Consider the following 8,532-nt stretch of genomic DNA (forward strand, 5'->3'; position numbering starts at 1 on the left):
TCGCTTATTAGGAAGTCAACGACCCCAAGCTGCAACGAATCCAGCATTAGGACGTCGCATCGATCGTTCTCGCTTCGTATTGGCCCGAACTTCACCGAGAGTTCGGAATCTGGCGTATGAGCCACGCCCTCCAGCAGAGGAAACCGACGTACCTTACTGAGCGTTCTGGCGCGACGAACCAGGTCGGCGTCGCGCTCAATGTCACGCACAGCAGCCTCATCGATAAAGAGCACGAGCCCGTGCAGCTGCGCCTTTTGCGAAAGCGCCGCGAGCGCCGGCTCCAGCGGCTTCGGATCCTCCAGGGCAATGAGAATGTTAGTGTCGAGCAGTAGCTTTAACCCGACCATGGGCCGTCAGCTCTCGTAAGGGTGCCTTCCAGTAACAATAGGACTGCGGCGGCGAAAACTCGAATTTCTCAGCCAAATCTGTGAGGTGCATAGGGTTCTGAAAGCGAACCACGTCACGAAGCACCAACGCACAGCCCATATCCGTCCCATCGAAGTAGGCATCGAACTCAGCTCGAGTCACTGCAGCGTCCCGACCATATATGCGCCAAAGCTGGGACACACCTAGCGGCTGCACGGCGTGCAGCCGCGCCGTTGCCACAATCGCTTGCACCGGAGACGTGGAGTAAATCAGCGCCATGCGGTCCAGTACGCTAGGAAATCTCCTGCGCAGCTCAATCGTTTTATCTCCGGATAGTATCCGCTGCACGTAAGTTGGCCGGATGCTCAAAACAAATGGCAAAGACGTAACATCCATAACTTGCATGGCGATCTCCACTAAAGACCGGGTCAGAGTAGGACCTGATCTCGGTTCACAAGTAAAATATTGCTTTTACATCACAGCTAACTGAAGGCGCAAGAAAAATACCACTGTAACCAGTCATTCAACGGCTTCTTTATTTGGCTTACATCCGTGAAGCAACGCACGGTATCCTGCATCGACCAGTCGCCGAGACACTGCGCGAGAACCAACTGCCGAGGGCCGCTCCTCGCCTGCCGCGCATCGGGGTGCGAGCAGATGACCAGGGCATTGATGGGGCTGCGCGGCGGATCGCCGAACATCCGCAGCGACGAGTTTAGTCGTCACATACGTAAGCACGCGCAACGCAGCGCCCTCGGCCGTCACCACTCCGGGCCGACCCATTGAAGATCCGATTGAAGCGCAATGTTCCTGCTCGGTTCGATGGCGGATGGCTGTTTCGAGATCAGAGCTTATAATCGTCGCATTCCCCCGCCGGGCTGCGGACGGCGGAAAAAGGGGCTAAACCTTCGGGTTGGCCCCTTTCGCTTTTTTGGGGTTCTGGTAGGCCCGGCCGATCAGATCCGTGGCGGTTGCCGCGGCAACAAGCGCGCGGCCGCGAGAAAAGATCGCCCCACCCCGCGCTGCGGCCCGGGTGTAAGCGGCCTCCAGTAAATCCCCGCATCGTTGAAGCGCGATTTAGCTGCGCCGAGCTTCATCCGAAAATCGTATATTTCTGTCCAGCCAGAAATGCAGGAGAAGGCTATGACGCGGGGCTCCGCGCGGCGGGTGCGAATAAGAAACGGCGGCTATCGCGAATCGATCGGTGAGCGTTGGACGGCGAAAATATTGTTGGCGGACAAGGTCAACGAGCTGCTGGATCAGCGGCAGCTGAATCAGAGCGCGGCGGCCGAGCATCTGGGCATTTCGCAATCCAAGATTTCAGCGATTCGGAATCACAAGTTGAACGGCATTTCCATGGAACGGCTGCTGCACGTGTTGGTAGGTTTGAATCAACGAGTGAGCATCGTGATCAAGCCGGCCGAAACGCCGCGGCAGCGTGAAATCGAAGTGGTGGTGTGAGCGCGGAAAATCGGTAAGCTGGCGCAACTGTTCGCAACAAGCGCGAGTGAGCCGAGCCGTGCATCGCCCGACTGACCGACTATTGTTTGTTTTGATTGGCGTGTACGCCGTGGCCAGCCTGGTTCACTTCATACACAACGCCGAGTTTCTGCCTGCCTATCCCGGCTTGCCGGCATCGTGGACCAGCGCCGGCATCTACTTCGCCTGGCTGGGAATGACGGCGGTCGGTGCACTCGGCGCACTGTTGGTATACCGCGGCTGGGAAGGGGCGGGACTACTGACGCTGGCTGTGTACGCCATGCTGGGCATGGACAGCCTCGGCCACTATGTGGTCGCGCCGCTTTCAGCGCACACGGGCATGATGAACACCACCATCCTGCTCGAAGTTGGCGCAGCAGGTTTGGTGCTGCTCGAAGTCGGCCGCCGGGCCTATTGCCTGGCCACGCGACGCTCTCGCGCACGCATCGACTAGCGAATATTCCAAACGTTGGTGATAGCGGGCCCGGACACATAGCCATCGAACAGCGCGCCGTTGACTTCACTGCCGCTGGCAAATTCCCGGCGCAGATCTCTGAGATCGATCTCGCCGCGAACCTTCTCTAATGTATCAGTGCCGCCGACACGCGCTTCATCGACTCGGCGGACGATGGTGCTCATCAGGTTGATGATGCGATCGACATGAGCGTTGTCGCGCATGACCGGTCCGTGACCAGGCACGATCAGGGCTGCTTTCAAGCCTCGGATCCGAGTCAATGTGCCACTCCACTCGCGCACGCGCGATTGATCCGGACCCACCAACGGCACCGGCCAACCGACGATGTCACCGACGAACACGACCCGCTGCTCCGGCAGATGAACCACCAAGTCGCCCGTGGTGTGTGCGTTACCTAACGCCAGTACATCGATGGCACAGCCCTGGTCGCGAATCGAATAGTTCTCTTCGACGGCGATATCCGGCAGCAGCGCGACGAAGTCGTCGGGCACCGTTGCGTAACCCTCGCCGAGCCGAATGTCACTTGCCAGACTGCGACGCTGCTCCTCGCTCAGCGGTTTGCCGGTGCTGTTCTTGCCGGCCTGCAACGCTTTGCGAAAGCTGTCGAGCACGCCAGGAATGGCGCGATGAAACTGATCGCGATTTTTTTTGCCCTTGCCCGGCAGATAGTCGACGGCCGCGGCGTGTGCAATGAGCTTCGCTTCCGGGAAGGCATCGCGATACATCCGATTGCCGACGATGTGGTCGTCGTGCCAATGCGTGTTGATCAGATAACGCACCGGCTTGTGAGTGCGGCGACGAATCTCAGCCAGCACTTTCGCCGTGGTCGCGTCGTTGGACTGAGCATCGATGACGACCACATGGTCGGCGCATTCGACGAAACCGGCGTTCGACTCCACAGCGAAACCGGGCGGGTCGTTACGCATCGCTGCAAAGACATTGTCTCGCAGCTGAAGCACCGAAAACTCCTCGGCCGCGTGCGTAACGCCGGCGAATGCAGTCAGCATTGCCATCCACAAATACGCCTTCGGATAGGACATGGGAGCCTCCGGCAAAACCAGCGACAGCAGTCCGCATAGTAGGCAATTCCGGGGAAAATCGGGATTGCGACCCGATCCAGGCAAATCCACCGGCGGTGCGGTACTCTGCCGGCTCCAAAATCGCCAGGTTTCCCGCCATGTCCATCGACGGCCGACACGATCTCGAAGGGCTACAAATCATCGGCGCCATCGTGGCCGAGGCCCGCGATACCATGGGCGCTCACGTCGCACCGGGTGTGACGACGGCCGAACTGGACCAGATCGGCAAGGACATTTTGACTCGCCATGGCGCACGCTCGGCACCGCAGTTGGCGTATGGATTCCCGGGCACGACCTGCATCAGCGTCAATGACGATGTGGCGCACGGCATCCCGTCGTCACAACGCGTGTTACGCGCCGGCGACCTGGTCAATATCGACGTCTCGGCCGAGCTCAACGGTTACTGGGCCGACACCGGCGCCAGCTTCGCCGTCGGCGAGGTGTCTCATCAAGATAAAGAGCTGCTGAAGGCGACTCGCCAAGCGCTCGAAGATGCCATGGAGCAAGTGACTGCGGGCGCGCCAATGAACAACATCGGCCGCGCCGTCGAGAAGCGCGCCAAGCGCGGCGGCTTCCGCGTCATTCGTAATCTATGCGGACATGGCGTAGGTCGTTACATCCACGAGGAGCCGCAGGTACCGAACACATTCCAGCCGCGCGATCGCACGTTATTGCGTGACGGCTGGGTAATCACCATCGAGCCATTCCTGACGACGCGCGCCACCATGGCGGTGACTGCTGACGATGGTTGGACGCTGCGTACTCCGGACGGCAGCCGGGGCGCACAGTTCGAACACACGATGATCGTAACCCGCGGCCGACCGATCATCGTGACCTGACGCTCATCGCCACTCGGAATGCAGCGTGCCGATGACGGAACGTTGCGCGCCACTCGTCAGACGCAACCACCAGCGGTGGTCAAGGCGAGTTGAACTTGCGGCGAGATGATAGTGGCTCGCATCTGAACAGCAAAGTTCAGCTCGCATCGATGCCAGCGCCGAATCGGCGGTTCTGCAATTCGGCTCATCCGCCGGTGCCTCTCATTTACCTATGTTATTGAGGATGTCGCGACACGCAGACTACTCTCCGCGCCTCTGCGACGTCCCGCCTTGATCCGCATCGAAAATAACTACGCCGATTAACATAGATTAATGTCGCGAGTGGAACCCACCGCCCTGCTACCAACGACAGTTGGTGTCAGGACCGGTACAACATGCTGAGTCCTCCAGTGGCAGAGCGGCCCGACAGCGCCTATTGTGTCGACCCTCTCCTGGCAGACGACCGGCATGAGTTCCTCATGATGACGTCAGCTAATACTGCCGATTCGCAGCTATCCGCGCGATTGCATCGCGAACTCAAACTCATCGCGAACGCGCGCAGCATCGATGCTGTGCTGCTGGCAACAGCAACGGCCGCTCGAGAACTGACCGGTGCCGACGGACTGTGCGTGGTCCCTACCGATCGCTCGGCTGGCGTGATTGCTACGGTCACGCACGCCAGTATCCCGATGCCGGATGGCAATTCTTCCTTGCAGCGCCTGATCCTGTCGGCAGTCGACAGCGGTGAGGCCATCGTTCAGCAGCGCGCCTCGCTGACAATCGAGCTGCCGCAGGGCCGGCGTCTCTTCGCCGAAACTTTGCTCACCGTGCCACTTGGCACCGAGTCCGGTTACTCAGGCTTGGCATTCTTCTGGCGCGATGGCACTGGACCGAGCGCTCAGCACCTCGCGCTGCTGCCCGCACTGGCCTGGACTGCCCGACTCGCCCTGCAAGCACAACTGCACGAAGGCGAACTTCGACAGTGCCGCAGCGAGCATCGCTCGCAGGCCCGTGAGCTACAGCATCGAGCTCGCAATGTATTGGCGTTGGTCCGCTCGATCATTCGTCACACCGGCCAGAATGCCGAATCGGCCGAAGAGTTCGCCGCCTACCTGGAAGCACGCATCAGTGCCACCGCTCGTATGCAGGCGCTGACCATCGATGCCCACACCGGGCCCGAACTCGAAGATCTGGTGCGCGCCGAACTCACTGCCCACGCAGTGCCGGAGCGCCAGGTAGTCATCGCCGGCCCGGCATTGCGTCTGACACCTCGCGCTGCTGGAACCATGGCGCTGGCATTTCACGAGCTCACGACCAACGCTTTGAAGTTCGGCGCGCTGACCGTCCCGCACGGTCAGATCGCCGTGAAATGGGACATCGTCTCGACGCCTGCGCCGACGCTGCGCTGGCGCTGGCTCGAATCGAACGCGAGCATCGCAGAGACCACACCCAAGCGGCGAGGCTTCGGTCGGGAACTGATCGAGCATGTGTTGCCTTACGAACTCGACGCGGTGACGCGTTTCTCCATCACGCCTGAAGGCGCACGCTGCGAGATCGAACTACCGATCGACGAGCGCAGCACAGTCCCGCCCGACCTGCGAGACGGCAGGAACAGTTGAAAACAGCATCCTCCATGCCCGACCCCAGTCTCATTCGCCTGCTGATCCGCAAACTCGAAAACTTTGCGGAGCTGGCAGAGGACGAGAAGCGCGCCCTGCAGGAGGCAGCCGGTCCGGTACGCCCCTATGCCGCGCACGAGGATTTGCTGCGCGAAGGCGAACAAGCCAATGGCGTCGCCGTGGTGGTGTCCGGTTTTGCCTGTCGTCACAAAATGCTGCCGGATGGGCGGCGACAAATCATCGGCTACTTCCTACCCGGCGACATGTGCGATGCGCGCGTCTTCATTCTGAAGAAGATGGATCACACCATCAGCACGCTCGCACCGTCGTCGGTCAGCGTGCTGCCGCGTGAGGCCATCATCGAACTGACTTCGAAATACCCGAGATTGACCCGTGCCTTCTGGTGGAACACGCTGGTCGAAGAAGCCATCGGCCGGCAGTGGTTGGTGAGCATCGGTCAGCGCACTGCGCTGGAGCGCGTGGCCCATCTGTTTTGCGAGGTGTACGTGCGCTTGCAGTCGGTAGGGCTCGCGACGCCCGAAGGGTGCGAGCTACCCGTGACTCAATCGGAATTGGCGGACACGGTGGCGCTGTCGACGGTGCACGTCAACCGCACGTTGAAAGAGCTACGGCGCGTCGGCCTGGTCTCGATGAGCAGCAAGGCGCTATCGATTCATGACTTCGCCGGGCTGCGCGCACTGGCCATGTTCGATCCGAGCTACCTGCATTTGGAAGGCGACGGCTTGATTCGCGATCGCGCCAGTCACGCGCTATTGAAGCCCTGACTTCGGCGCGCACAGCGCGCCGCATCGACTGCATACCCGTGGGGTATCGTCATGAAACTCGCTATCTTCGGTCTGACGATCAGCTCCTCCTGGAGCAACGGTCACGCCACGCTGTGGCGCGGCTTGGGCAAAGCCCTGACCGAGCTCGGCCATCAATTCGTTTTTTTCGAGCACGACGAGCCTCACTACGCCAACTCGCGTGACTGGCCGTCGTTGCCGCCGTCACTTGGCGACAGCGAGCTAGTGCTGTACTCGGACTGGGCCGCCATCGAAACGCGCGCACGACGTGAGCTCGCGACTTGCGATACCGCCATCGTGTCGTCGTACTGTTTCGACGCTCAGGCAGCGACCGACACCATCCTCGATGCGCGCCGGCCGCTGGCTGTGTACTACGACCTGGATACACCACTTACGCTGGAAACCCTTCGTTCGGGCAAGCAAGTGCCATACATCCCGTGGCGCGGGCTCGGCGCTTTCGATTTAGTACTGAGCTATACCGGCGGTGCGGCTCTTGAAGCCTTACGCAGCGATCTTTGTGCGCATCGCGTGCGAGCGTTGTATGGCCACGTCGATCCCGACGTGCATCATCCTGTCGGCCCGTTGCCTCACTATCGAGCGGATCTGTCTTGGTTGGGCACGTATTCGGCGGATCGTCAGGTCATGCTCCAAGAATTGTTCGTGACTCCGGCGCGCCTGCGCCCGCGACAGACGTTTCTAATCGGCGGCGCTCAATATCCCGAACACTTTCCCTGGAGCGACAACGTTCATTTCGCTCACTACTTGCCGCCGCAGGAACATGCCGCGTTCTTTTCGTCATCGCGCCTGACGCTCAACGTCACGCGCGAGCCGATGGCTCGCCTGGGTTGGTGCCCTTCAGCGCGACTGTTCGAAGCTGCGGCCTGTGGAACGGCCGTGCTCTGCGATGAATGGTGCGGCCTGGACGACTTCTACACGCCGGACCAACAGATTCTGGTGGCCCGTTCGAGCACCGACACCTTGGCTGCGTTGGATCTGAGCGATCAACAGTTACAGGCGATCGGCCGCACCGCTCGTGAGCGCACCTTGGACGAACACACCAGCATGCATCGCGCGCGGCAGTTGATTCACTACTTGGAAGAGCTGCACTCGCCGCCGTCTCCAAGACCAGTGTCCGCTCACGACTACGACGCGTCGAGGCCCTAGCTACCAAGCAGCTTCGGCAGGATTTCTTGTTCTGCCAGCTCGGTGAGCTGCCGATCCAAGTCCCGGCCCTCATCCAGTGCGCGCCCCATGGTCTCCGCCACGGACTCAATGCCTAACGCTTGCGCCAACGCACGTGAAGTGCCCCAAGCAGCCATGCAGTAGTGCTCGACCTTCTGCACGCCAGCGATCAACACCGCATCCCGCGCTGGACCTTTGGTGACAGCTTGCATGCGCTCACGCACATCGCTGAGCAAACCTTCGACCGCCCCGTTTTTCTTACGTCCGGGACTTTGCTGCAGCTGTTCGAAAGCGGCCTGCAAATCTTCGCTGAGCTGCGAGCCGGTTTCCATGCGCCGGTCCAGATACTGCTGCAGCCATTCCGCTTGCGCCGCCTTGATGAAGCGTACGGCGGCGCGAGCCCATTGAGTTTCAGCGTTGTATATCTCTTGTAGCTCCGACACCAGCAGCTGGGTTGCGGCCGACGCGGCCGGTTGCGCTGGTTTCTTTTTTGTTGCCATCGGTGGCCTCCAATGAACGAGACGGCTCCAGGATCGTCACGGACGCAGCCTACCCCTGAAAGCCGGTCAGTATCAGCAGTACACGGCGCGACGTCGCACCGTGAACTACGGATTCTCCTAGCTACGCCTAAGACTTCTCCCTAAGCCGTAGGCAGGTCTCTCGCAATTGCTACAAAGTGAGATCGGCATAGCACTCCGCCGCGCGCATGCC

At 60.5% G+C, this 8,532-nt stretch carries 8 protein-coding genes and 1 pseudogene; 6 read left to right on the top strand and 3 right to left on the bottom strand.

All coding sequences use genetic code 11. The features are described from left to right. Positions 1-347, bottom strand: a pseudogene (locus tag JNL55_RS29230) (GNAT family N-acetyltransferase); the annotation flags it as partial. 1,162 nt (positions 348-1,509) lie between these two features. Between JNL55_RS29230 and JNL55_RS29235 the strand changes: the two are divergent. Continuing rightward, positions 1,510-1,827, top strand: a complete 318-nt coding sequence (locus JNL55_RS29235) for a helix-turn-helix domain-containing protein (protein ID WP_293862970.1) — start codon at positions 1,510-1,512, stop codon at positions 1,825-1,827. A 58-nt stretch (positions 1,828-1,885) separates the two neighbouring features. Then, on the top strand, positions 1,886-2,299 hold the full coding sequence (locus JNL55_RS29240) for a hypothetical protein (RefSeq protein WP_293862972.1): 414 nt from the start codon (positions 1,886-1,888) through the stop codon (positions 2,297-2,299). Here the strand turns inward: JNL55_RS29240 and JNL55_RS29245 are convergent. After that, on the bottom strand, positions 2,296-3,360 hold the full coding sequence (locus JNL55_RS29245; RefSeq protein WP_293862974.1) for an MBL fold metallo-hydrolase: 1,065 nt from the start codon (positions 3,358-3,360) through the stop codon (positions 2,296-2,298). The genes JNL55_RS29240 and JNL55_RS29245 overlap by 4 nt on opposite strands. Before the next feature lie 137 nt (positions 3,361-3,497). Here JNL55_RS29245 and map point away from each other — a divergent pair, with 137 nt between their 5' ends. The 4 genes from map to JNL55_RS29265 all read left to right on the top strand — a co-directional run bounded on the left by map (position 3,498) and on the right by JNL55_RS29265 (position 7,803). Continuing rightward, positions 3,498-4,238 (top strand): type I methionyl aminopeptidase, encoded by a 741-nt coding sequence (map, locus tag JNL55_RS29250; RefSeq protein WP_293862976.1) that lies wholly within the window; start codon positions 3,498-3,500, stop codon positions 4,236-4,238. Between the two features lie 458 nt (positions 4,239-4,696). Beyond that, a complete protein-coding gene (locus tag JNL55_RS29255; protein ID WP_293862978.1) occupies positions 4,697-5,836 on the top strand; it encodes an HWE histidine kinase domain-containing protein in 1,140 nt (379 codons plus the stop codon). Positions 5,837-5,850: 14 nt separating this feature from the next. After that, positions 5,851-6,621, top strand: a complete 771-nt coding sequence (locus tag JNL55_RS29260) for a Crp/Fnr family transcriptional regulator (RefSeq protein ID WP_293862980.1) — start codon at positions 5,851-5,853, stop codon at positions 6,619-6,621. A 51-nt stretch (positions 6,622-6,672) separates the two neighbouring features. Further along, on the top strand, positions 6,673-7,803 hold the full coding sequence (locus JNL55_RS29265) for a glycosyltransferase family protein (RefSeq protein WP_293862982.1): 1,131 nt from the start codon (positions 6,673-6,675) through the stop codon (positions 7,801-7,803). Here JNL55_RS29265 and JNL55_RS29270 read toward each other — a convergent pair. Beyond that, positions 7,800-8,321 (bottom strand): ferritin-like domain-containing protein, encoded by a 522-nt coding sequence (locus JNL55_RS29270; protein ID WP_293862984.1) that lies wholly within the window; start codon positions 8,319-8,321, stop codon positions 7,800-7,802. The two genes, JNL55_RS29265 and JNL55_RS29270, sit on opposite strands and share 4 nt — an antisense overlap. Positions 8,322-8,532: the final 211 nt, after the last annotated feature.

It is taken from the genome of Steroidobacter sp. (assembly GCF_016790065.1).
Taxonomy (GTDB): Bacteria; Pseudomonadota; Gammaproteobacteria; order Steroidobacterales; family Steroidobacteraceae; genus Steroidobacter.